The sequence below is a fragment of the Serratia sp. Ae19-1 genome (assembly GCF_059801225.1).
Genome location: NZ_JBCHWD010000006.1, coordinates 66,021 through 87,661, shown reverse-complemented (window position 1 = coordinate 87,661; position 21,641 = coordinate 66,021). Strand labels below are relative to the sequence as shown.

The 21,641-nt window shown below is 46.2% G+C and carries 19 protein-coding genes and 1 pseudogene; 7 read left to right on the top strand and 13 right to left on the bottom strand.

Annotated features, from left to right (window positions below):
* Positions 1–19 precede the first annotated feature (19 nt).
* Together AAIE04_RS17690 and AAIE04_RS17685 are read right to left on the bottom strand one after the other, a co-directional pair.
* Complete coding sequence (locus tag AAIE04_RS17690; protein WP_063444542.1) at positions 20–727, bottom strand: hypothetical protein; 708 nt, start codon at positions 725–727, stop codon at positions 20–22.
* A 423-nt stretch (positions 728–1,150) separates the two neighbouring features.
* Positions 1,151–2,623 (bottom strand): hypothetical protein, encoded by a 1,473-nt coding sequence (locus tag AAIE04_RS17685; RefSeq protein ID WP_498577444.1) that lies wholly within the window; start codon positions 2,621–2,623, stop codon positions 1,151–1,153.
* Positions 2,624–3,672: 1,049 nt separating this feature from the next.
* Here AAIE04_RS17685 and AAIE04_RS17680 point away from each other — a divergent pair.
* Positions 3,673–4,125 carry a hypothetical protein gene (locus tag AAIE04_RS17680; protein WP_001090726.1) on the top strand — a complete coding sequence of 151 codons (453 nt, stop codon included), beginning with the start codon at positions 3,673–3,675 and terminating at the stop codon, positions 4,123–4,125.
* 70 nt (positions 4,126–4,195) lie between these two features.
* On the top strand, positions 4,196–5,338 hold the full coding sequence (locus AAIE04_RS17675) for a restriction endonuclease (protein ID WP_498577527.1): 1,143 nt from the start codon (positions 4,196–4,198) through the stop codon (positions 5,336–5,338).
* A 55-nt stretch (positions 5,339–5,393) separates the two neighbouring features.
* Here the strand turns inward: AAIE04_RS17675 and AAIE04_RS17670 are convergent, their stop codons facing one another.
* From AAIE04_RS17670 to AAIE04_RS17660, 3 genes are all read right to left on the bottom strand, one after another.
* Entirely contained in the window at positions 5,394–7,082 is a 1,689-nt protein-coding gene (locus AAIE04_RS17670; RefSeq protein ID WP_498577443.1) for a DUF927 domain-containing protein, read from the bottom strand.
* Between the two features lie 165 nt (positions 7,083–7,247).
* On the bottom strand, positions 7,248–8,090 hold the full coding sequence (locus AAIE04_RS17665) for a hypothetical protein (RefSeq protein WP_498577442.1): 843 nt from the start codon (positions 8,088–8,090) through the stop codon (positions 7,248–7,250).
* Complete coding sequence (locus AAIE04_RS17660; RefSeq protein ID WP_498577441.1) at positions 8,090–8,284, bottom strand: helix-turn-helix transcriptional regulator; 195 nt, start codon at positions 8,282–8,284, stop codon at positions 8,090–8,092. Before AAIE04_RS17660 ends, AAIE04_RS17665 begins: the two co-directional genes overlap by 1 nt.
* A gap of 232 nt (positions 8,285–8,516) precedes the next feature.
* Here AAIE04_RS17660 and AAIE04_RS17655 point away from each other — a divergent pair, with 232 nt between their 5' ends.
* Together AAIE04_RS17655 and AAIE04_RS17650 are read left to right on the top strand one after the other, a co-directional pair.
* Positions 8,517–9,185 (top strand): hypothetical protein, encoded by a 669-nt coding sequence (locus tag AAIE04_RS17655; RefSeq protein WP_498577440.1) that lies wholly within the window; start codon positions 8,517–8,519, stop codon positions 9,183–9,185.
* Between the two features lie 65 nt (positions 9,186–9,250).
* A complete protein-coding gene (locus AAIE04_RS17650) occupies positions 9,251–9,559 on the top strand; it encodes a hypothetical protein (protein WP_044068543.1) in 309 nt (102 codons plus the stop codon).
* 3 nt (positions 9,560–9,562) lie between these two features.
* Here AAIE04_RS17650 and AAIE04_RS17645 read toward each other — a convergent pair whose 3' ends face one another.
* From AAIE04_RS17645 to AAIE04_RS17625, 5 genes are all read right to left on the bottom strand, one after another.
* Positions 9,563–10,492, bottom strand: a complete 930-nt coding sequence (locus AAIE04_RS17645; RefSeq protein ID WP_498577439.1) for a tyrosine-type recombinase/integrase — start codon at positions 10,490–10,492, stop codon at positions 9,563–9,565.
* Positions 10,493–10,538: 46 nt separating this feature from the next.
* Positions 10,539–10,991: a RadC family protein gene (radC, locus tag AAIE04_RS17640; RefSeq protein ID WP_498577438.1), complete on the bottom strand. Its 453-nt coding sequence runs from the start codon at positions 10,989–10,991 to the stop codon at positions 10,539–10,541.
* Position 10,992: 1 nt separating this feature from the next.
* Positions 10,993–11,454: a hypothetical protein gene (locus AAIE04_RS17635; RefSeq protein WP_498577526.1), complete on the bottom strand. Its 462-nt coding sequence runs from the start codon at positions 11,452–11,454 to the stop codon at positions 10,993–10,995.
* Positions 11,455–11,573: 119 nt separating this feature from the next.
* The gene (locus tag AAIE04_RS17630) at positions 11,574–11,966 is read right to left on the bottom strand and encodes a DUF2787 family protein (protein ID WP_199981111.1); all 393 of its coding nucleotides are present in this window, start codon (positions 11,964–11,966) and stop codon (positions 11,574–11,576) included.
* A 269-nt stretch (positions 11,967–12,235) separates the two neighbouring features.
* A complete protein-coding gene (locus AAIE04_RS17625; RefSeq protein ID WP_039695432.1) occupies positions 12,236–12,610 on the bottom strand; it encodes a helix-turn-helix domain-containing protein in 375 nt (124 codons plus the stop codon).
* A gap of 190 nt (positions 12,611–12,800) precedes the next feature.
* Here AAIE04_RS17625 and AAIE04_RS17620 point away from each other — a divergent pair, with 190 nt between their 5' ends.
* Genes AAIE04_RS17620 through AAIE04_RS17610 form a run of 3 tightly spaced genes read left to right on the top strand, consistent with a single transcriptional unit; the run spans position 12,801 to position 14,074 of the window.
* The gene (locus tag AAIE04_RS17620) at positions 12,801–13,328 is read left to right on the top strand and encodes a hypothetical protein (protein WP_498577437.1); all 528 of its coding nucleotides are present in this window, start codon (positions 12,801–12,803) and stop codon (positions 13,326–13,328) included.
* A gap of 14 nt (positions 13,329–13,342) precedes the next feature.
* Positions 13,343–13,720 (top strand): acyl-CoA dehydrogenase, encoded by a 378-nt coding sequence (locus tag AAIE04_RS17615; protein WP_498577525.1) that lies wholly within the window; start codon positions 13,343–13,345, stop codon positions 13,718–13,720.
* Positions 13,721–13,738: 18 nt separating this feature from the next.
* On the top strand, positions 13,739–14,074 hold the full coding sequence (locus AAIE04_RS17610; RefSeq protein ID WP_087856093.1) for a hypothetical protein: 336 nt from the start codon (positions 13,739–13,741) through the stop codon (positions 14,072–14,074).
* A 254-nt stretch (positions 14,075–14,328) separates the two neighbouring features.
* On the opposite strand, the pseudogene AAIE04_RS17605 reads toward AAIE04_RS17610, so the two are convergent.
* The 3 genes and pseudogenes from AAIE04_RS17605 to AAIE04_RS17595 all read right to left on the bottom strand — a co-directional run.
* Positions 14,329–14,451 (bottom strand): annotated as a pseudogene (locus tag AAIE04_RS17605) (IS3 family transposase); the annotation flags it as partial.
* An 81-nt stretch (positions 14,452–14,532) separates the two neighbouring features.
* Complete coding sequence (locus AAIE04_RS17600; protein ID WP_498577436.1) at positions 14,533–15,681, bottom strand: PD-(D/E)XK nuclease family protein; 1,149 nt, start codon at positions 15,679–15,681, stop codon at positions 14,533–14,535.
* Positions 15,682–15,688: 7 nt separating this feature from the next.
* Entirely contained in the window at positions 15,689–21,637 is a 5,949-nt protein-coding gene (locus AAIE04_RS17595) for a DEAD/DEAH box helicase (RefSeq protein WP_498577435.1), read from the bottom strand.
* Between the last annotated feature and the right edge of the window lie 4 nt (positions 21,638–21,641).

The window sequence follows — 21,641 nt, the reverse complement described above, 5'->3', positions numbered from 1 at the left end:
AGGACCGTAGCCCTTCATTTCAGAATGATGCCAAAGGAATATACGGATATGTCACTGACTTGTTACGAGTTTCGTCGATCTCCTGATTGAAATCATCAATACATATCTTCTTGAAAGTCACACCAAGAAGAACCTCGTAATAACCAACTAGTTGAGTGAATGTACGAGCACCACCATGACGACCATCCTTGAGCGCTTTGTACAGAGTGGTATTTACTGATCTAATATTTGAGGTGCTGGGGCCTTCTTTTGACGCTTTTATTAGCTTCTGTAGGACAGCCAGTGTGGTTGACTCGCCTTTTATTTTCCTTTTCTCATCGTCCGTCAGAGAAATGAACGTCTGGAGTACGCTGATAAGACGTTTCATTCTTGGGTCTGATTCAGCTTTCAGCGGTTTAGTAATCCCGCAGCCACTCTTTTTACTACCACCGGAGGACTCGCCCGTAAGGGGGTTGTATGATGGAATTTCCTCAGGTCGCTGTCCGTTCAGCTCGAACCACCCCTTTGCTGCATACAAGCCACAGGTAAAATACCCTGTAAGCTTCGGATTATCCCTGCTGGTGAACAGGAAAAGGTAATAATCCGTCGTTAGTAATCCATCGTGATAAGCGGTTTTCACCTGTCCCGGTAGCAGAACCGACCGGGTGATTGCTTCAACAAAGTAGCGTTTATACGCCGCATCTCTTACTGCTTGAGTCGTCTTGCTGTACTCCTTTGGCCAATCCATTTAGCCCTCCAACTTGATGTTTTAACTGTAACAAAAGTAATAATGTAACAACGTAACATGCAGTCATATCAACGATCTCAGTGTTACCGCTCATTTTGAGCAATCGTATCAAAGTAACAAAAGGGAATATATTGTGGTTCGTCGCCCTCTTAACGCTTTCCAGCCCACAGCCTGTACCTCTCGGCGAACAATAGTTTCAATTTCTGTCGGGTGCAGCTGTGGGCGATTTTGCAGCGGAGACACTGGTAATGAGGAATTGTGGTGGATTGCTGAATGTCACCACCTGAAAATAATATAAATTAAAAGCCAGTTACTCGCTGAAAGCAGGCCAGGATCACCTGCTGGCTACACGCATCATGAAAGAGCTATTTGTCCTGTCAAGTTTATCAACCGGGATAGGTTTTAATTGACTGAATGGTTCCTTTAATGCTTTTTCTCAATCAAAAGATATGGATGGGACCAGTCCGTTACCTCTTCATAAGAAACAAACCCATCGTGCTCCAGTGCACAAACCCCCTTATGACTGGCAACGTAATCGTACACCGCCTGACTTTCCAGACCCTGTAATATGTGCGACAACAGCTTTCGGCGCATCACATCTGACTTCCTGCGTTTACGCGCTGCCACATCTTTGTAGGTAATGTTGAAAGATTGCCCTACCGCGTTGGTAACGCATTTACCGTAACGATTGGTTTTAGCAGTGCCTTCATAATGATCCAGCAGTAAAGCCAGATCTCGCCTCAGGGGTTTCAGAAGGTGCTTCCAGCGTTTCAGTACTCGCTTTGCTTCTACCTTACCTAGCTCACGGTTCAGCAAGCGTCGGGTACTGGATTTAAGCGATAGCGTAACGAACCCAGCGTTGAATACACTGGAAAACCGGAATTGCTTCACCAATTCCTCAGCAATACGCAATACCCGGCAGATATATTGAGTTTCCAGCACCTCCAGCGACTTGGCCGAAATGCCAATACTCAACAGCTCATGTCGCAGTATCTCAAGCTGGCATCCCTTGATGTCATAATTCACACCACGTGCCAGACACGCCCACTTCATTTTAGACGGTAGAGTCTGGAAGCCTGTGCCAACCTCAAAGGATCTCCCGCCGATGTACGCTGTTTTATACGACTGCCTGTAAGAAACCGTTAGCGGTGATTCCTTCACCAAATCCACACCTGTTTCAGCCAGTCGCGACAGGAAGTTGAAAATGAATATTTTGTTCTTCTTGGTGGGATACTCGTTATAGTAATCCAACAGTGCATCCAGATTGATTTCAAGTGGCTCAAGGTTGTTCCAGACACTCACCGCCAGTTCCCTGAAGGCAGCGTTAGGGATATCGCGTTTAGACTGCTGATGTTTGGCATGCTGCCCACGATCAATGGCAATCCCAATCAGATCATCAAATGAGTAACTTTTACGCTTGGTGAAAATATCAGTCAGATAATGGTAACGATCCTTGCGGCTAAGGTATGCCTCTCTGTCGGAGCCAAACAACTTACGCAGAAAACGTTGAGAAACAGCATATTCCCGGCATGAGTGCTGAACATTGGAATACCCGGTTAGTTTGATGATTCCCGCGTTTGCCAGTGCCTCCATTGCACGTTCATAGGCTGGCCCACTTTTCTTAAATACTCCGGGAAGTTTATCCCTACCCAACTCAAATGGTACTGGCACAGAATAAGACCATTTTTTATTCGCCTTAATCTTTGCTTTCTTCTTGTTCTTACGACTACAGGTAGCGACACAAATAACATGCTGAAGGAATACTGCTATATTACGATAAAAGGGGCGCCGTAAACTTGGCACACCATTATAAGGAATATTGAAAACAACTTCTTTGAAATACTCCAGCGTTGAATCTGTAACAAGGATATTGTTATGCGTAATGTATGGTTTCATAATTCACCTGTATATATAAGCAGAGCACCATGCCCTGCCCCCATTTATTTACAACTGAATTACGCAAATCTTGTGTGAACCCATCAAGGTTCAGATGCTGGATAATGATCATAATATTGGAGGCTGGAGCCTCATGATAGCTGATACTGGATAATGGCTATAGTATGTAATGACATATATACAGTAATATAGAGATAGAGTGTATAAAGAGTATAATAGATACGTCTATATACCTTGTAGACGTAAATAGCGATTAAATATCAGCTTGGTCAGAATGGGATTAGCGGATACGTAAAACGTTACCGGTTATTAAGCGGTGCAACTTCCTCCCAGTGATATTCAATAGCGGTTGTAGACACATGTTATTCTCTGGTTTTATTCTTTTGAAACCTCGAATTTGCTCAAAACCGCCGCTCCTTGCAACCATCAGAATAAGGGGAAACCATCGCCGATTTCCCCCTACCATTGTACGAGATGCGAATCGGACACTAAACAGCAGCGGTAGTTAGCTGGTCTACTAGGTCAAAATCCGGCAACGTTGGGCGGTCTGGAAGGGTGTTTTTTTGCAGGTCACTCATTTCAGTTCTGCCTGTTAACCGATTAATCAGTGAAGTAACTGGCCTCTGAATCTGCCGGACTGGCCTCCGTACAACAGGCTGATGACGAAGCGGACTGCCCCCTTGCTTAGGGATGAATTGCTGATGATGAACCGCAACCCGACTCTGCGTTGAATGCAGAATTGCACAGCCAGAAACCAGGTTCGCCTACAAAGCCGCAATCACTAAATCACTAAATCACTTTTTTCAAAGCGCTAAATGTTTTCATCATAGTTAGCCTGCCAGTGCTGAGTAGTGTTGATCACCCATTTTCAGCAACTAGGCGAGTTAACGCATCTACATACCCTCCCGATATCCTCTTTGAACGATTTCAGCGAAAAGCTCATCAACAAACCTTGTTGCGATTATGGGTATTCAGCGACAGAATAGTCATCACAATCGATCCGCATTTCAACAAATTGCGATCACTTACAACGTAAGGTTAAGAGGCCTATGAATACCGATTTGATGCCCAATTTCTGGAAGCTGTCACATGGCTGGAAGGAGTTCTCATTCCTGGATATGGTCGAATGTATTGATGAAAAGCTCGTCTACATTCACCGCACGACCGCTGGTAAAGGGCAGTCTTCCGTCAGCCAGGCAGAGGAGTTTGTAAACGCTCCGATTGGTGATTACTTCTACCTGACCCACGGTAATCAGGGTGTATACCTGCTTGGTCAGTTCACTGGCCCGGTTAACTATTTCACAAAACACAGTGATGGTTGGATGGACAGGCCATTCCGGCTGATCCACAAAGCTAATGCCAGAGAGGCGTATTATGGTGTCGAGAAATGGTGGACACCTAATCACAACTCTACCTTTGTTAAGGTTCCGCACCACGAATATGATTTATTTGAAGAACTGATATTGACGCCCTATTTCAATATTAACCTAAAAGATTTTTAGATAAATCTCAAGGATGATTCTCCAAAAAGAAAATCACTAAGCAATCACTTTAAAATAATAAGGGATAATGATGATTTATCAATGCTATTCATGTTCTAGAACAACCTTCGAAACAAGCTGTCCGTGGTGCTCTCCAGATGTATCTGGAACATTTCGGCAAATGACGCCATTAGATCCATCCTATTATCCTGATTTCCAGTACCAGTCTAAAGGCATCATAAAAGATTTATTTGGTAAGAAGAAAGAGCAGTCTCAACTCAACGCCCTACTTGAAAATGTTCTTTTGAAATATGCTACACTGAAAGACCCCTACTTTACTAATTTCATTCACACATCAAGATTTTCGTATAACAATCAGGATAGCAACAGTAACATAGATAGTGAACGCAATAGTGATTATTCAGAGATAAGATTATTCCAGGAAGTACTGATTAGAAAAGGGTTCAACGAACTGGAGCAGTTACCATCATTGTTAGATAAGCTATTGCTGACAACTTCATTCAACTCTATTTATTCAGGGTTTGCCCGTGAGGTTAAACGACATATCAAGCCAACCCTTACCGAGACATTAAAATCATGGATCGAAGAGGCTGGTACAACTTATCGTGCAGATCTTTCGTTATTTCTGTATTACCTTTGGAGTAATGAAATCCATTATCCGGATATAACCTTTAACGAACACGCGGTAAAGACACCGGGCACTCCGTTATTATCATTTGACACTATCGATAAGTTCCTTGCTATCTGCGAGAGTATCTATTTTGATATTTTAGTAGACAGATTAGCTACCCGCCTTGAACATTTTAATCCAAACAAATTTGTCACAATGTATCTTGTTGATGCAATGGATGGGTTCCAGTTTGAGGCCTTCTTGGTTGAAATATTCCAGACTATAGGATATGACGTTAAAGAAACAAAGAAAACACAGGATCAAGGGGCAGATTTATTCGTTACCCGCTTCGGGAAGAATATGGTTATACAGGCAAAAAATTATTCTGGCTCAGTTGGCAATTCGGCAGTGCAGCAGGCAATTTCAGCAAAAGCATTTTATGGGTGTGATGAAGCAATGGTTGTGACAAACTCTTACTTCACCCGATCCGCTAAGGAATTAGCTGATTCCGCAATGGTTCGTTTGATTGATAGAAAAGAACTTCAAAACTATCTGGATGATTACAATCAGAAAATAATTGAAGATTTCCAGTCAGAATCATGAGGTAAAAATGGAGTGGTTATAAGCCACTCCATTAAGCCCTTACCATATTGTAAAATTATTCTTCAATAAGCTTCTCAAGCTTTTTGCAGATAAAACAGTAGCGACGACCAACTTGCTTACGTTTATAGACAATCTGAATAGTACTGTACTCCTTATTCGCATCGGATAATAATACCCCTTGCTTTGTTAATAGCATCAGGATGTCTTTGCGCTGAGATTTCGGCAAGCAGTTATGTACCAGATCCTTATCAACTGCATATACCGTACGTCCTTTAACTTTGTGGATAATGACCGGTGCCTTTTTAATCGCCGTTTGGGTTACGCGATCATTTCCAATCAGATTTAAAAGATTATCCTTTTTGATAAAATCAATAATTGCATCAAACGAACGACCTAATGGTGACTTCATTACCTCAGGTTCAGATAAAACCACCCCAAGGGAGTCCAGGTAGCAGGTTGAGATCCCCTTCATAACATCCTGCTTTGTAAAGGGTAAAACACCATATTTCACAGCCATGGAACCTGCTACATAAGCGATGGCAAAACGTTTGGCGATACGTACCTGAATGCCGGAGTTACGATCGACCTGATGCTTGTTGAGGAAGAACTCAATGCCTTTTTCAAGCTTCCGTTTCACACTCTCACGATCATCCTGAATATCCGCTACCAGGCGCTTGAGAAAGGCAGGTTTGGCACTGCCGTAATATCGGTGAGTTGCATCCTTGATCGCATGAACAAGTTCATTGCTGGAATTAATACCATCTGGCAGTGATTCAAAGATCCCCATTTCAGCACCAGCATCTGCATTAACGTCGATTACACGCACATTTTCGCCTTCAAGGCGCTCAACGTTCCCGGAAGCAGCAAGTTGTTGAAGGCTGCACTCACCCGTACTGAAAATACTTACCTGCCATTCAGCAACTTTGTTCTCATACATTGCAGAGCGTGTTTTCCCTTTCCCTCCTGAAAGCGTATACACACGGTTTTGCATAATCTTAGCAGCTGCCAGTACGTCTTTATCTAACAACTTCGACTCATCAAGAACCAAGTAGCTGTCGTTATGGGCCACGGCAATCTCCTCAAGCCCCTTATCCGTATTGTTCCACAGTACGACAACATCTTTAGGTGATCCTGCTAATGATGCAAGCATGTAGGCACTGGACGTTTTTCCTATACTACTCATCCCCCACAAATGAAACCCGCCCCCTTCCATACCTGAAAGCTTAAGGAGAAAACCTGAAAATCCACAACACAGAGCCAACATAATACGCGAGCTATGTAGCGCATATGGAGCGACATTCATTTTCCATAATTTTAATGTCTCCTGTTTATCCTCGACTGGTAAATGATTTTTAGCACCAGGATGCAGTACAGGCTTATCCCCTTTAACTTTGCCAATAGCTATATCGTTAACACGCAAATAAACATCACCATAAAAACCTGGCTTATAGCACAGTGTGATTATCTTATCGGCTTCCTTAATTACTTCTTGATGAGCTTGAATCCAGTATTCTTTAGTCACATTGGGATTATGTCCGCACGTTAATAACGTTTTTTTTAACTCCAATACACTGACAAGTGCCTTGGCTGGTACAAGCACACGGGTCGACTCCATCTCTTGAAAATCAGTGATTTTAATAAGTCGGTATGCAACTGGACATGATTCGGAAATTTTTGTACGAGCCAACAATGTAACAAATAGCTTTTCTTTTTTATTATTCAATATCTCTTTATATTCTTTCATTTATAGTTCCTTATCGTATTTAAAGATTACATCATAGTTGCAGTAATAAACATCATAATTAATGCGTAAAAGTTCCCTTGTATGATTTTTCACACAACACTATTATTTTATTTAAAATTGCAGAAATAGTTTACAGCTGGTACATATCGCTAATAGTTCATGACATTATTTTAATATCAAATGGTCACCATACTTCCTTACTTTATACATAAAGGTTAATGTCTGTATTCCCTGCTTATCCATCATAACTAAAGAATGAGCATGCTGTTTTGGGCATAATCTGAACTTCTTAGTTCGGCGCTTAGGTTTAATACTCTTATTGTTGATAAGTATAGGCTTGTTTTCTTTATACGATTCAACGCGCCACCATATAGCCTTGAACAAGTAACTTATTTGTTTCTCCGGGTTGTCTATTCCTGTATCAAACATTGGTCTGGAAATGACACTCTTTCTGGCCGACATATTGCGCTTGTTTTTCATTCTGTTCCGAAGTTTATTTAATGCCTCCTCTTCATTGAAAGTGATTAAGTGAAAATGAGGTAGCCACAATCCAGTGCCTATGTGGTAATCCATTTCGAAACCACCAATCACCATATACTTGAATCCACATTCTTTTAACCACCGCCGGAGACGTGCAATCAGTGCATCTGGCGACCATATGGGTGCTTCTGCATCTGTGAACGCATCCTGGTAGAAAATCAAGGTCACACTACGCCATTTATGTGTCTTGTTGCATAATCGCAGGACTTCCCTTGTCATCTGTAGCCGGTATCGCCTATGGCATTCCGGGCATGCTGCGCTGTTACAGGGGTATTTCGGGTGGCATTCCGTTAATCTTTCACAGAGCGCTTTGTAACATGCTCCGGTATATGTGGATAAACTGGCAATCCTGAACACCCTTTCCTTCCTTGCCTGCTCTGGTGTTTCAAAGCCCGGTATAGATAATGCCAACATTTCAAGCTCCGGAGACAGACCGGCCAACGGGATTCGCTTATTCAATATCAACATTATTCCTCTTTTTTTGATGGCCTCTCATTAATCCATTTATAAATATCGGCCTCATACCATGCAACAGCACGGCCCCCTGTTACTGATACCTGAGGAGGAAAATTGTTGCTGGCGAGCAACCTGTATAATGTCGCGCGGGACATTGCACACAACCTCGTTACTTCATCTGTTTTAATTAACCGACCTTTATTCATAAGTCCTCCTGCGTTTCGTTGAGAACATAATAGCGGATTGAATTTCGGTGGCAATATGCCTACCTAGTGCGAAAATATATGTGCTTCTCACTCTTTTTTCTGAAAGTGAATAATGATTGCTTTAAATCGGAAGATGGATTATTTATGTGAGAAGCACGTGGATGTTTTTTACGCAAACACAAAAACAATCATTTATTTTAATCTGGTAAGATTAATAATCACGGAGTTTTAAATGGAAAATAACAATTCTGACACTAATAAAAACAGAACATCAGTTAGTTATGCTAAAAATTCAGAAGATCCGTCTAATACCACTCACACCAAGAAGACAAGAAAGTCCCGAAACGCCCGCTACAAGAGTAAAACGGAGTCAATTCATGAGAAATCGGGGTTCACAACGCTAAAGCTGCGTGTCGGGCAGGATGTCATGCAAAAGCTGGAGGAAATCTACCGGGATCATCGGGGCTATGAACTGAATGAAACCCGTAAAGATCTGGATGCCCTCAGCAAAGTTGTCAGCTACTGCGTGAGTAAGTTCTATAAAGAAATGTATTTGCAGAAAAAAAAGGGGGCATTGCCTGACATTCTTCCGGCAAAAACACCGCGCGCACAGGAGCTGTACGACCTGTACCAGGCCGTTACCCACAGGGCATTGTCTGGTATACCCCATCAAATGATTGCCATTGAGATGGAACACGACAGATACCAGTCTCCTGCCAATATCATTGCCAGTCGACGGGGTTTACGCAAAACGCCATTACCCTGGGATGTTTCTCAGGTTGATGATCTGCTGAGCATTCAGTGGGTAAACGATGAAATCAAGAAGCTTAATAAGAAAGAGATCCATCATCCCCCTATCCAGCCTGCTGCCGTGGATAATCCGAGTGATTCTGAAAAGTGACTGGTGGTGGATTGCCTCAGAACGTGTAATGTTACTGCAACAGCGACTAACGGGGGAGATAAACAATGACATTTGATATCGACTATGACGCACTTCGGGCCTCAGTATTCAAACAGCATTATGTTCCTGCTGTTGAGTCTATCGGAAAAATTGGGCGTTACTGGTTTGGAGGAACAAGGCAGGCTGCCTCAATGGTGGCATCCTTGCTAAGAGAAAGTGGGATGTCGATCATCTTGCATAATGCACCACCTCGCTGGGAATTCGTGGTTTACCTGACAGAAAGTGACGTCGATAGTGACGACTTAGATGAAATTGCGCTTCGTCGACATGAGCTGATTGAACAAGGTGTTGCAGAACGGGATTTACCTCTTTAATCATCACCAGCACCGTAAACTCTGTGATGCTTTGGCTTTCATACCCTCACCACGATAGTCATAGCGCGTCGTCGTGGATATGTCGCTGTGGCCTGCCAATTTGCGTACGGTGTTGATATCCACGCCCTGCTCCAGTAAACGGGTGATGAAGGTGCGCCGCATATCATGGGGGGTAAAACGCGCTATGCCTGACGTATGCTGTAACTCAGCCAGGATACCCGTTAGCCCGGTTGTTGTCAGAGGCTGACTGGCAACCTTACCGTTGCGCTGAATTCGGCTGAACAATGCGTTTTCAGCTTCGTTTGCGCTGACTTTAACCAATGCGCGGATGGCCTTATCCACTGCATCCGCCACATGAATTTCACGGTATTTACGCCCCTTCCCCTGCTTCACAGTCAGGATGCCGTTGTCATAATCCCGGCGCTCAAGTTTGACCAGTTCCCCGGCCCGCAGGCCCGTTCCGCAAAGTGTCAGCACAATAGCGGCATCACGACAGCGCCGTACCTGGTGCGGATGTTGTTTTGCTGCCTGAATCAGTGCTCTGATTTCCTGCTTGTCCAGCGCCCTTCCCTTGCGCTGGATATCGCCGCTCACGCGCTTAACTGACCGGATACGTGCCAGCGTTTCGGCATCCATGCAGTTGAGGTTAAAGGCCGTCTGTGCTACACCCCGGAGTGCTGACAGCGCCATGTTGACCGACGACACGGCGTAACCATCATCCAGCAGTGCCGCACGTACTTTGGCTACGGCGGCGTAGTTAAGTTGTTCCCAAGGATAATTGTTTGCATCCGCACCGCGTTTAAGTATGCCGGCACTACGGTTTAACAGGCTGGTGATGCCCCGCCGTCCCGATGGTGCAAGACCGCCAATATACGCATCAAACACGGTGGTTTGCACCACCGGCACGACCTGACGCAACGCAGCCCGGCTCATGCGCGTAACCCGCAATAACGTACATTAAACCAGGTAACTTTCAGCATCACACCAACCCCCGTTCAGCCATCGACACCGTTTCAGTTCCCGCCACAATAAAGTGGTCAAGCAACCGCACATCCAGCATTTCCAGCAGCTCCTGAAGTTTTTTGGTCAACTTGATATCGCAACGGCTGGGTTCAGGCTCGCCGCTGGGATGGTTGTGGACAAGGATGACTGCGGCGGCGTTATGTTTCAGTACGCGTTTGATAACTTCGCGGGGGTGAACGCTGACCGAGTTTAACGTCCCCCTGAACAGGATTTCGCGGTGCAGCAGCTGATTCTGGTTATCGAGCAGGATGATGCCAAACTCTTCATGTTCAAGCGGTGCCAGCTCAACCATCACGCACCGCCGTACATCATCAGGGGAACAGGGCTGAACCCCACGCTGGTAGTATCTGCTGATAATGTCACGCGCCTGATCGAGGATACGGGTTTCGCGCCGGGTAAATAGGGTCATGTCAGAACTCCCGTTCAATGAAGTAAATGGCGTCGGGAAACAGCTGGCGGCGGGTTACGCCAGTACGCAGGGAAAAAGCTTTACGGGGCATGGTGGTTCGCCCGTTACTGTCGAAGAAGCAGAGTATTTCTTCATCCATTTTGACCAGAAGGGACCAGTGAAACTGGTCGCTGAGCATAATCAGGCGGGAGTAGTCAATGACGTCCAGAAACCGCTGTATTTCCCTGAAAAGCCGCCCGTCTGATAATCCCCGCTTCCCGGCAAAGGGTCTGGTGATTTGAACCGGGAATTGACGGCTGTAATACCCTTTCTGCAACACTTGAGCCATCAGCCAGTCTAAACGGTCTTCTTCAATCCCTTCAGTCAGCCATTCATGCAAAGGCCAGCGCTGCTGATAAACCTGAATAAGCCGGTTCATTAAAGGGCGTCGTTTCACTCTGCCGTCATACAGCCAGCTCAGCATATTGACCACGCAATAAGCACCGCAAAGACAGTCCAGTTCTCCCTGTTGAGACGCACGTATCCCTCTGTTATCAGTCACAGATAATTCCCCATAAGGTAGTGATGATTAGTGCGGCGGGATTAGCTTTCCCACAGGACGGTAATGGTGTAGACGTTCATGGCGTGATACTGAATAAAGTTGTATTGCCAGAGTTCAAATAACTCCCTTCCGGCGTTAACAGGCAGGTCACCAACATGAGCAAGAAAGACATATTGCTGACTCCAGCTAATATCAATTTCCTTTTCCAGTTCGGGGTAAACCACTCCCATATAACTGAAGTCGGTGATGTAATCGAAATACCATTCATCATTGCATGAAATAAGCCGTATTTCGACGGGATGGAAACCGCCCTTTTCAGCGCTGTAACTCAGGTCTTTAAATAACAGACTGACGGCTGTAATTTGGGCTTTATGCGGCGGTGGATTTCCCGCTTCATTTAATATGATATTTATTAATTCCTGATCGACGGGCATAGCCAGCCCTTCCTGATGGATAACACTCATCACTTTCATTCCGAAAAATATGCATTTGGATTGATGATACAAACCAATAATTGACCATTTCCCATACTGACTGTTTAGACGATAGACGTCCTCCCATCAGAATGGGATAATAAAATGAAATGCTAAGTTGGCAATTAATTTGTATCAGCCACTGGACAATATGACACTATCCAGCAATGTTATTTTACCAGGGCCATGCTTTTAATGCAAATAGTTTCACTCAGGAACTAATTTGGTTGTTATTTTATAAACTCATCTAAAAACATAATCAAGCTTTTTCTCTTAGTGTTATCTAGCTTATTCCAGACTTGCTCGAGACGTTGTTTTAATTCAACGTCAAGCCCAGTGGCATAGTTAATCGGGATATCAGAAACATTTAAATCCTCCATACAATCAATAAAGAACCAGCTGATTGGAGTTTTTAAAGCAACGGCAATTTTGACTAAATGAGCAATATTGATCTTATTCGTTCCGCGTTCATAGCGGGAAAGTTGTTGTTGAGAGATATCGATAGTCTCTGCAAGATCGGCAGCAGTTAGCCCTGCTTCTTTACGTCTGGCCTGAATACGCTGTCCTACCAGCTTATCAGCTGAATCTGCCATCAGTTTAACCATCATTTTATCTCCAGAACGTCCATAAGAGGAATTCTGGGGCCTTTTTACTCTTGCATGAACATCCCTAATGGACATAAAATTGATATTTACGTCTTTTATAGACAAAAACGGCTGCAGCCGATCAACCAGGCTGGATTGAAAGCCCCATCTGTTGAGCAGCAGAGCAAAGGTGGACAAAAAGGAGAACATTGTGGCAACCACCATTACTGAGATAACGGATTGCTTTGAGTACTTTTTCAGCTCTCTTTACCGGCGAGAATTTGTCAAAACACTGCGTCTGAACGAATGTAGCGAGCGGGAATTACTGCCTTTGGTACGTTGCTATTTGCTGGGTTGGTTTGCAGACAACGTCTCGCCTGAAGTCAAAAGCAGGCTACCAGGAACGGTATCCGGGCATGGTTTCATTGATTTTGTGATTGACGATGTGGCCGTTGAGTTTGCAGTCCGTAAGCCAACAGCTGCTCGTTCCAATGTCTCCGCAACCGTCAACAACACGGAGGTAAAGAAGCTGATGAAGCACGACGGCAAAGCCCTGCTTGTGCTATTTGACTTCTCTGACACACCCTATTCAGAAGAACAGATCGAATCTTTCCGTAACTGGCCCTCCCTGGGTCGGGGGAATCACCGTAAATCAGCTTTCAACGTTGTGTATTTCTTTGTGGAAAAACGCAGACCTCTGGCACTGGGGAAAATCACCAAAAACATTCGTATCAACTAACAAGGAATTTAATGATGGAAAGAACATTTGTTGCGTTATTACTGGCAGGCGTTGCCCTTCCGACAATCGCTGCTCAGTACTCCAAACCCGGCGCTGTTTTAGCCTTGAAACCAAGTAATAGTAATGCGGAGTTCAGTATAAGTGCATCAGTCAGGGATGGCTCAGGGACCTGCAATATGGAGGGGACAGCACAACAAATAGCTGCTGGCGAGAATCAGAAGCACCGTTGGGTTTGGAATGATAGTTCCAGCCAGTGCGTTGCAGTGTTCAGTGAAATGAATAATGGGAAAGCCGGCGTTATGACGCGTGGTTGTGAAGGATACTGCGGTGCTTCTGCGTCGGGTTTAATGGATGGCCAATACAACAAAAAAATAACAAGACAACAACTTTGAATTGAAGGAAAACAATAAATGAAAGTAAACATGCTTCTGGTGTTGATTGCAGCGGGTTTAATGGTCGGTTGCGGTGATAAGACGCCCAAATGCAACAGTGATGATGCCAAGAATCTGGTCGTTGATATAGCGAGGAAAACGATAGAGAAAGGAATGACGTTTGATAAGGATGTCCGAATTTCTGTCGATAATGTCAGGACTTTAAGTCATGAGCCAGGTCTTGAAGTTTATCAGTGTGCTGCTGATCTAACTTTCGCCAAACCAAACATGAAAGACTCGTTGCCAATTTCGTATCGGATACAGAAAACAGAGGATGGCAAGGGACAATTTTATATAAATGTGTATGGTTTATGATAGTTAAACGGCAAAGGATGCCAGTCGACAAGAAGAGGATTTTTTTAGAATTTGACCGGTGGATGGGATTGATTCAGATTGGCACAACAGCCGAAGACATTCATGCTACACATTAGTATTGTTAGGGACTGTGACCAATCAATGACCGCCGCCGTTGTTCCGACGCGCTAACTTAATTGACTCTATATGTGCGCTCCGTGCCATATGCAGACATTAAAAAGAATCGCATGTATTAATCAAAAGGGAGCAGGTCACAGGCTGAGCTCACGGGCAGCGGCAGCGATACCAATACGCTCAGCCAGTTTCAGGGCTTCATCGAGGAATTAGGGTGTGTACTGCTTACGGGCCATTTTGCTGGTCGATGCTGGTTTTGTCATGAGTAATCACCGCTGGCTGAGCGTCAATATATTACGGGTAAGATCATCGAGCGTTGTTTAAGGTAAGCGTTTTCTCCAGGTCTAATTCTCTCCTTCACTCTGCCAGTGAAACTGAAACGCCGATCTTCTTGTATCCTGCATATTGATGACGTAGAAGTTGCGGGGAAAATACTCTGTTGGTGTCTCACTGAAGGTGTTTAATCCGTACAATGCAATTTGTTTTCCTGTTATTTCCGTTGGGTCTGGGATGGAGCAGGAAGGCACACGAAAGACCTTAACAACTGAATTATCGGGTAGCAGGATCTTCAGCGTAAGAAGATGATCGTCACTTTCCGCATCAAGTAATTTTCCACTGATATCGATTCCGCCATGCTGATGCTCAGAAAGAGACGGTTGCATCTGCTTGCGTAGCTTTTCTGTCCAGGCCGGGCACGAGCAACGGCAGGAACAATGGGAGCAGTACGTGCCTGGACAAGCCAACTCATATACTGAAAGTGGGATATTCCGTGGCAAAAGTCGATTAATATTTTTGATAATCGTAGTGACCCGTTCAATCAGGTCTGTATTCAGTATCCCTTCCCAACTATCACGGCTCCCCGTCAGAACTAACCCAATGTTCATATCAGGTGCTCGCTCTCTTACCATTATGCCATAGGCCGCAATCTGTAACAGGTTAGTTTCTTTCGGCCGGTTTAGTTCGTCTGTTACCTTTCCGGTTTTCAAATCAACTACGTTTAACCGATCGGGTCGCTCCTGATATATGAGGTCGGCCCGCCCATGCATATCGAAATCATTGCTGGTCAGCATAACCTCCCGGCCAACGGGTAATGTTTTTTCGTGTGCAGGGCCCCCTTTTACGAAAACAGGTGGCATAAGCGATCTGACGTAGCGGATCTGGGTAACAAGCATTTGGCGTGACACCAGCCCGGCAACGCCGTGACGGTCATATATCCAGTTTGCTACCGGCCCGGCACGTCTATTGGCTGTCAGCTCGATCGAAAAATCATTTTCCAGTTGCCTGAGGGTATAATTCCCAAAAGCGGCCTCCCTGCGTATCACTGAATTGACCCGTTGATGTATTACCTGGCCCAGAATCACTCCCGGGTGCAGCGGTAAACGAGCGTAAGAATGAGCTTCACTTTCCAGCAGGTATTTCGCCGGGCAAACGGCGAAATAACCCAACAAGGAAGGAAGCACCGGACGAGTACGCGATAGCGTCATTTCATTCATTGCATTATCACTCCTGAGATGAGGACGCCTGAGTCCGTAATTTCGCCATTTCAGTCCCCATGCGGCGGGACAACGCAAAAGTATTCGTCGCGTCTACGTCCACCTCATATGAAAATGCCTCAAGTTCGGGGTTTGCAGCAAATGCAGCATCGGGATCCCAGAATGGATGTAGTACGGCGGCCCACCGCCCGTCACCGGTGCGAATCACGGGTATATTCCCCATCACTTTTACGTCACTGTCGCTGTATAGCGAAGCGGCCTCTTTAGCTAATCGTAGGGCATTTTCCGGCCAGTCAGACACGCTCGGAGATGTAAAATCACCGTTCAGCCCTGCGTTATAGGTTTGATCCAGAAGAAGTTGAATAACATCCAGTCCCAGACGCCAGTCCAGCAACCCGTGATACGGCTGGTTTCCGTATCGGTGCAGGCAATGATAACATCCTTGAAAGCATCGTTCGCGATGATCGGATTGCAGGAACTCAGCCAGCGGGTAAGCCGATTTGTTATTTAAAATCTTCTTCATGACCTCAAGTATAATGAGAGAACCGGATGCGTCCTTCTGCTGCAGCCGTTCACATAACCCTGAACCATTAACCAGACGATCGGCCATTTGCAGAACTGGTACCGACTTACCGTTTTTCAGCATTTGAACGCGGGGTTCCAGAATTTCAATTTCTTCAGGATCAATATCCAATAGCTCTTTTGATGCATAGTTAACAATGATAAAAGACGCCGAGAGCGCAGCAGCTCTGAATGCCGGAGTTAGAGTGGAATACTGTAGCCGGAGACCCGGCGGGGTTTGGGCAACCATCAGCGCAAGTAGATCAGTCACTTTAGGCGCGGCAAGATAAAATGTGTTTCGGGTTTCTCCCCGATCGTTAAAGCGGTTTTTAACTAACAGGTCGGCCTCAATAATTTGACTATCCATCCAAACCCGGTTAGCCCAAAGCGGCTGGTAGGTCCCCTGCTTTCTGAAAGGGACCGTTAGGCTCCCCTGTGTTGCGCTGAAACCACGCCATGTTTTATCGGTATAAAGTCCCCGATTCAGGCGGTGCAGACATGTCTGCGGCTGAAGCTGTATCGCCACATTAACGTCAGGCTCTGGCGTGGCAGAAAAAGTGTAGGCTTCTGCAATTGATACACGACTGGCCGTGGTCAGGATCTGATCAAAATCCTCTTTGGCCGATTTTGGCTCCAGCGTGGTGATAAATCCATAAGGAACATAGCATTGATAGCGCTCTGCCTTATCCATAACGGCACCGCAGATGGTACATTCGGTGGCCAGAGAGTTTGCCGGAGCCCAGATGTTGCACACCGGACAGGCGGTCATTGTTCTGAGTTCACCCGGTTCGCAGGCATTTGAATAAAATGATCGTGGATTTTTTCTGCTCTGTTTAAGCAGTCCACTATAACCTGCTGTAAAGTAGCGTCGTTTATCCTGAACCAGAATTTTTCCGGGGGCAAATTCCTGTATCGCAATATCCAGATCGCGGTCCATGCTGGCGAATTCGATTTCTTTTTCACCTGTGCTGACTGGCCTTGTCAGCAAAAGGCGTGATCGGGTCGGCATGCCATACATTGGGAATTTACCGTGTTCCGCCAACGCTTCTGCCAGTCCTTTCGCCTCCATCGCGCTGTCGTTCAGTACGGCGTTGATATCCTGAATCAGCTGTTCCGGCGTCAAAGGCTGAATAATTTTCTGGAACAAATAGGGGTTTTGCTGTGTGCTGGTCCGGGCAAATTCATCGCGCGCCAGGATGGTTGCTTCGATAGCCTGCCGGATTTTTGGCAGCCAGTCCGTTTGGTTTTCTTTCAGCCAGTGCACCGGGAAAAACTCACCATGGTTATCAGGGACATGTGCGTAGTCGTCAACCGGCCATGGGTGATCGGCTTTTTCCGTTTGCTGCCTTAACCATTTGAATGCCGACACCAGCCAGATTTTTCGTACCAGTCTCTGGCAGATCATTTCCAGCTTTGTGGTCAGAAACGGTGGCGGAGGGAGATCGCCAGTAATTTTTTCCGGGTGGCGGAAGTAGAACAGATCGTGGCTCTTGCTGCGACACGCGGTTAAGACGAATGAAAACGCCTGTCCACGTCGTCCGGCACGTCCGACACGCTGTTGATAATTAAAGCGCTGTGGTGGCATGTTGGCCTGAAAGACCGCGCGTAAATCACCGATATCAACGCCCACTTCCATGGTGGTGGTTACGGAAAGCACATCGACCACGCGAGCTGCCCGGTCAAGGTCTCTATCGGGCGCAAAATCTTTCATTCCTTCCGGTAAAATATCATCGTCGTCGGCAATCAGAATACCTTTAAACCGGCGTAGCCTTGCCGCCGGATTTTCGGTCATTCCAGTCAGTTCCTCTGAGCGCATCCTGTGAATACCAGAAGAATGTGAGAGACGTTTGCCGAGATAGTGTTGCATCTGGAGCGTTTTTGCCTCACTGCACGGCGTTTCTGGTAAAGGAGAGTAGCAGCGAGTACAGATTCCCGCGCCGGTGTGCATGTGTATACGCCCACAGCGGGAGCAGCGCCAGACGCGATCTGTAGGTTCCGCCAGGCGAAAATGCATTTTACCAATATCAATAATACCGCCCTGATGACCCGCCAGCTCTAGTCGCCGGAGAAAACTATCAATTAAAGATAAAGGCTCGCCTCCTGAACACTGGCATATCTCCTGTGTAAAACGGTACAGGCGGTTTCTACGATTGACATCGCGCGCTGAACTCCATGGAGTTTCTGGCTTTGTATATTGTGAAGGGGTAACCCGGTATGCGTCCGCCAACACACGAAACATTGCGTCATAAATCGCGAGATGTTCCCGTGAGTCGTTTCCGGTAATGGGAAGGCAGGGATAACCCCAACCGGACTCTTCCAGCGCGAAGTAGGTTTTACTGAATACGCTTTCCCCCACCAGCCGTTTCAGATCGCGTGAAATCTCCTGTCGTGCCACAAGCAGGTTGTCTTCATAGGATGGAAGCGCCTTCCAGCACCACTCCCCCTGCGTGTTCTTTTCAAAGAGTTGTTGCCATGCAAAGGTCAGCGTGCCTTCTTCATGTTTTTCTGGATCGGGAACAGGCGCGATGCCAGTACGATCGGAAGGGTGAATACCTGCATCTACCTGCGCCCTTAACAGCGGGCCAAGCGGTTGACCTGCATCCGGTGATTCAGGTTCGAGGATTTCACGCAGAGGTATGCTGTCAGATTCAGGCTTTGATAATAACCCTCTGATTTTCTTTCGTTCATCAGCAAGTTGATCCAATTCATCCTCTTCCTCATCCGACCTTACGCTGAGGTTAACTAGTGTTTTGTTCCGGTTCTCTATCTCTGCCTGGCGTATTTTTAGTTGGTTATGGGACGGTTTATCAGCCGCAATAGTCTGTAGCGAATGGACAACAATTTCTCGTCTGACGTCGTCATGGTGACCCGATTCCAGATCGAGCGCCGCCCTTGCGGCATCTTGACGACTGTCTGAAAACGTTACCAGTTGCTCACGGTTACCCGATCGCTGTAGTTCCGCCATTAGCGAGCTGGCCAGTAGTTGTGTCGTTTTCGAAAAACCGACGCGAAAGCTACGGATTGGGGAGAGCTTACCTTTGCCGTATTTATAGGACGTACCACACGCCGGACACTGAAAAGGTAGCGCCGTTCCCGGTGACTGGCTGGATGACTGGCCTCTTTCCGAGGAGGCAAATTCACCGGGTTTGACGTAATAGAACCAGCCCGCTATATGGTTTTCCGGTAGCGGTTTTAAGAGCGATACTGGGTGTTGAATAGTGGCGGTAAATGGATCGTAGCTGGCTTTTACCCAAGTACCAAAAGTATTGTCATTATCGCTGTTTAGCTCCTCATTTCCTTTCGGCCAGAAACGTTCGACAACGGGCATAAATAGCGCATATTCTTCAGCAGATCGGCGTTCTACCATGACTGATTTTGCGTGTTCGGGCAGTTGTTCCGTATCAGGGTCGTTGGGTAAAAGTTCAATTCGACTTTCTGAACCGGAAAAGACCGAAGGTTTACCCCCCCAAAAGAGATTACCGCAACATTCACAATAGAGTAATTCGACACGCCGCGATTTTTTATCTTTGCCGTAACGTAAGCCGGACTCCACGGTAAGATCGCCAAAATATCTTTGATTAATTTCTTGCGCAGATGCAGCGCTAGGGACGGGCAATGGCGCGACATATAACCCCTCAAGAGCGCGCAAAAAAGCATGAGCGCGGAAACGTGGCGCACCGATATCATCAGGAAAGGCATGTGAAAACCATTGCGGCCAATCTCCCTCAGTCGAACGTAACCAGATTAATGCCTGGAGCGCTTTGTCACTATGGGGTTGGGCGTTAAAAAGGCGTGAACTAAGCATTTTGATTGACGTAGCTCTCGGAGAATGATCGTCCGTATAGCAGCCACTTTCAAGCAGGTTGCTCGCCTGTAAAACGACACGTTGCGCTAGTTGTTCTGTAGAGGCTTCACTGGCTGTCATTTCCATGCTACGGGCGACATTCTGCCAGTGTTGTAATGAGGTAAGTGGTGCTTGCTGTAACTGAAGCACTGCGTGATAAAACGCCTCCAGATCCCCCTGGAAAAGAGACATATTGCCCGGGGGAAGGGGGTCACCTTTAATAATACATTCTCTCCAGTCGCTGGAAGAGGCACCTGCGGGTAATCCCCGCTGACCGAACATCCCCCATAAATATTCGACGCTTTGATCACCTTCAGCACCTTCAACGGGTAAAGAGGCGCTGGAGGCCAGAATGCGCAATTTGTGTCGGTGTTTTTCCTGATCCAGCCCCAGCCGGCTGATCAAATGTTTAAGCAAGTAGCTGACTTCAGTACCAGCGGTTCCTCGCTGTAGATGAAGTTCGTCAAGAATAAGATAAAAATAGGCATCAGGATCGCGCTCAATCCACTGTCGGGTTTGCTCAAAAATAGGATCGTCCACCTCGCGAACCAGCATCGTTGAGAGCATGCTGGTGTTGGTGATCAGAATATCGGGCGGTGTCTTTTGCATTTCCCAGCGGCTGAGAACCTCTCCGCCAGCGGTTCGGGGGAAATTAAACGATAATTCGTTATCCTTGTCCTGCTGCGCTTGTCGTACCGCCTCCTGATGGGTCTCTTCCGTTAATTGCATATATTCACGCAGCTCGGTGATTTTTTTAGCCACGCGCTTTTTCTCATTTTTTTCTTCACTGAGTCGGGGATGTTTAAGCCAGCCAGTTACTTTAGTTGCGCTGGTATAACGGCCAAAGAAGATCCGGTTGCCGCCGAAATGCGTATCCATGACATCATGAGCTTCGCTGGAATCCAGCGCCCGTCGCATACGTACCAGTTGATCCTCTACCAAGGCATTCATCGGGTAGAGGATCAGCGCGCGTACCGCTTTCGGACGAGCATCGGCTTCATGCTCGCGCATGAAGCTGGGCTGTTTATCCGCTACCTTATGCCACCACGGTTGCCAGCGCTTCAACGCCGGGCTTTGCGGCCAGCCGGTAGCTTCTTTTGCGATCTGTGCTAGAACAGGCAGTAAAAATGATTCGGTTTTACCGGAACCGGTCCCGGAGGTGACAATGCCCGGTTTCCCTGGCTGTACCCCTCTTTTCAGCATGTCCAGTTGATGGGTATAAAGATTAAAACGTCCCTTAGTTGAATCCGTTTTATTGCGGGGCAGAAGTCCACCTAAACAGAGGTCGATGAATGCCGCCCTTTGTTGCGCATTAAACCCTGGCAACCATGTCTGACCATGAGCATCATTTCGTAATTCACTGATAGTTAAGCCATAGTTCTGATATCGGGACATAGGCTCAAGAAATAGATCGGCGCATAATGTCCCTTGCTGTTCCAGTAACGCTCGCCGTTCGGTCTGTATGTCTGATGAACCAATACGGAAGGCCGTTTCAAGGTACGAAATATAAAAATCTCTTATTGATTCAAATGTTTCCAGTGGGTTATTCATTATT

What these genes read in the sequence shown, in the direction of transcription:
- radC (WP_498577438.1), bottom strand. Translation starts at nt 10,991, where the DNA reads ATGACCCTATTTACCCGGCGCGAAACCCGTATCCTCGATCAGGCGCGT.
- AAIE04_RS17645 (WP_498577439.1), bottom strand. Translation starts at nt 10,492, where the DNA reads ATGAGCCGGGCTGCGTTGCGTCAGGTCGTGCCGGTGGTGCAAACCACC.
- AAIE04_RS17690 (WP_063444542.1), bottom strand. Translation starts at nt 727, where the DNA reads ATGGATTGGCCAAAGGAGTACAGCAAGACGACTCAAGCAGTAAGAGAT.
- AAIE04_RS17595 (WP_498577435.1), bottom strand. Translation starts at nt 21,637, where the DNA reads ATGAATAACCCACTGGAAACATTTGAATCAATAAGAGATTTTTATATT.
- AAIE04_RS17675 (WP_498577527.1), top strand. Translation starts at nt 4,196, where the DNA reads ATGATTTATCAATGCTATTCATGTTCTAGAACAACCTTCGAAACAAGC.
- AAIE04_RS17610 (WP_087856093.1), top strand. Translation starts at nt 13,739, where the DNA reads ATGAAAGTAAACATGCTTCTGGTGTTGATTGCAGCGGGTTTAATGGTC.
- AAIE04_RS17600 (WP_498577436.1), bottom strand. Translation starts at nt 15,681, where the DNA reads ATGAATGAAATGACGCTATCGCGTACTCGTCCGGTGCTTCCTTCCTTG.
- AAIE04_RS17650 (WP_044068543.1), top strand. Translation starts at nt 9,251, where the DNA reads ATGACATTTGATATCGACTATGACGCACTTCGGGCCTCAGTATTCAAA.
- AAIE04_RS17665 (WP_498577442.1), bottom strand. Translation starts at nt 8,090, where the DNA reads ATGTTGATATTGAATAAGCGAATCCCGTTGGCCGGTCTGTCTCCGGAG.
- AAIE04_RS17635 (WP_498577526.1), bottom strand. Translation starts at nt 11,454, where the DNA reads ATGCTGAGCTGGCTGTATGACGGCAGAGTGAAACGACGCCCTTTAATG.
- AAIE04_RS17630 (WP_199981111.1), bottom strand. Translation starts at nt 11,966, where the DNA reads ATGCCCGTCGATCAGGAATTAATAAATATCATATTAAATGAAGCGGGA.
- AAIE04_RS17660 (WP_498577441.1), bottom strand. Translation starts at nt 8,284, where the DNA reads ATGAATAAAGGTCGGTTAATTAAAACAGATGAAGTAACGAGGTTGTGT.
- AAIE04_RS17625 (WP_039695432.1), bottom strand. Translation starts at nt 12,610, where the DNA reads ATGGTTAAACTGATGGCAGATTCAGCTGATAAGCTGGTAGGACAGCGT.
- AAIE04_RS17685 (WP_498577444.1), bottom strand. Translation starts at nt 2,623, where the DNA reads ATGAAACCATACATTACGCATAACAATATCCTTGTTACAGATTCAACG.
- AAIE04_RS17680 (WP_001090726.1), top strand. Translation starts at nt 3,673, where the DNA reads ATGAATACCGATTTGATGCCCAATTTCTGGAAGCTGTCACATGGCTGG.
- AAIE04_RS17615 (WP_498577525.1), top strand. Translation starts at nt 13,343, where the DNA reads ATGGAAAGAACATTTGTTGCGTTATTACTGGCAGGCGTTGCCCTTCCG.
- AAIE04_RS17655 (WP_498577440.1), top strand. Translation starts at nt 8,517, where the DNA reads ATGGAAAATAACAATTCTGACACTAATAAAAACAGAACATCAGTTAGT.
- AAIE04_RS17670 (WP_498577443.1), bottom strand. Translation starts at nt 7,082, where the DNA reads ATGAAAGAATATAAAGAGATATTGAATAATAAAAAAGAAAAGCTATTT.